General features: G+C 72.4%; 1 protein-coding gene. It reads left to right on the top strand.

Annotated features, from left to right (window positions below; translation table 11 throughout):
* On the top strand, positions 1–254 hold a 254-nt coding region (locus KVS71_RS17890; RefSeq protein ID WP_217585209.1), incomplete at both ends, for a hypothetical protein.

The following is a 254-nucleotide window of genomic DNA, read 5'->3' as shown; positions in this document are numbered from 1 at the left end:
GACCTCGTTCGCCGAGGCCCTCGATCTGGCGCGCCCGCGCGCCCTCGACGGATCGGCGATCTGGTTCCTCGCGCAGGACACCGCCCCGCACCCGCGTGCGCTGGAGCGTCTCACCGGCATGCTGGAGCGGACGCCGTCCGCCGCGATCATCGCGCCGAAACTCGTCGCCACCGACAATGAGCGCGAGATCGTCTCCTTGGGCGCGAGCATGACCACGTTCAGCCGCTCGGTCGAGCTGGCGGCGGGGGGGACGG

Origin of the sequence: Microbacterium sp. GbtcB4 (assembly GCF_019091465.1) — a bacterium.
Classification (GTDB): domain Bacteria; phylum Actinomycetota; class Actinomycetes; order Actinomycetales; family Microbacteriaceae; genus Microbacterium; species Microbacterium paraoxydans.
The sequence above is the reverse complement of the archived record's forward strand: the minus strand, read 5'-3'. Positions and strand labels throughout refer to the sequence as shown.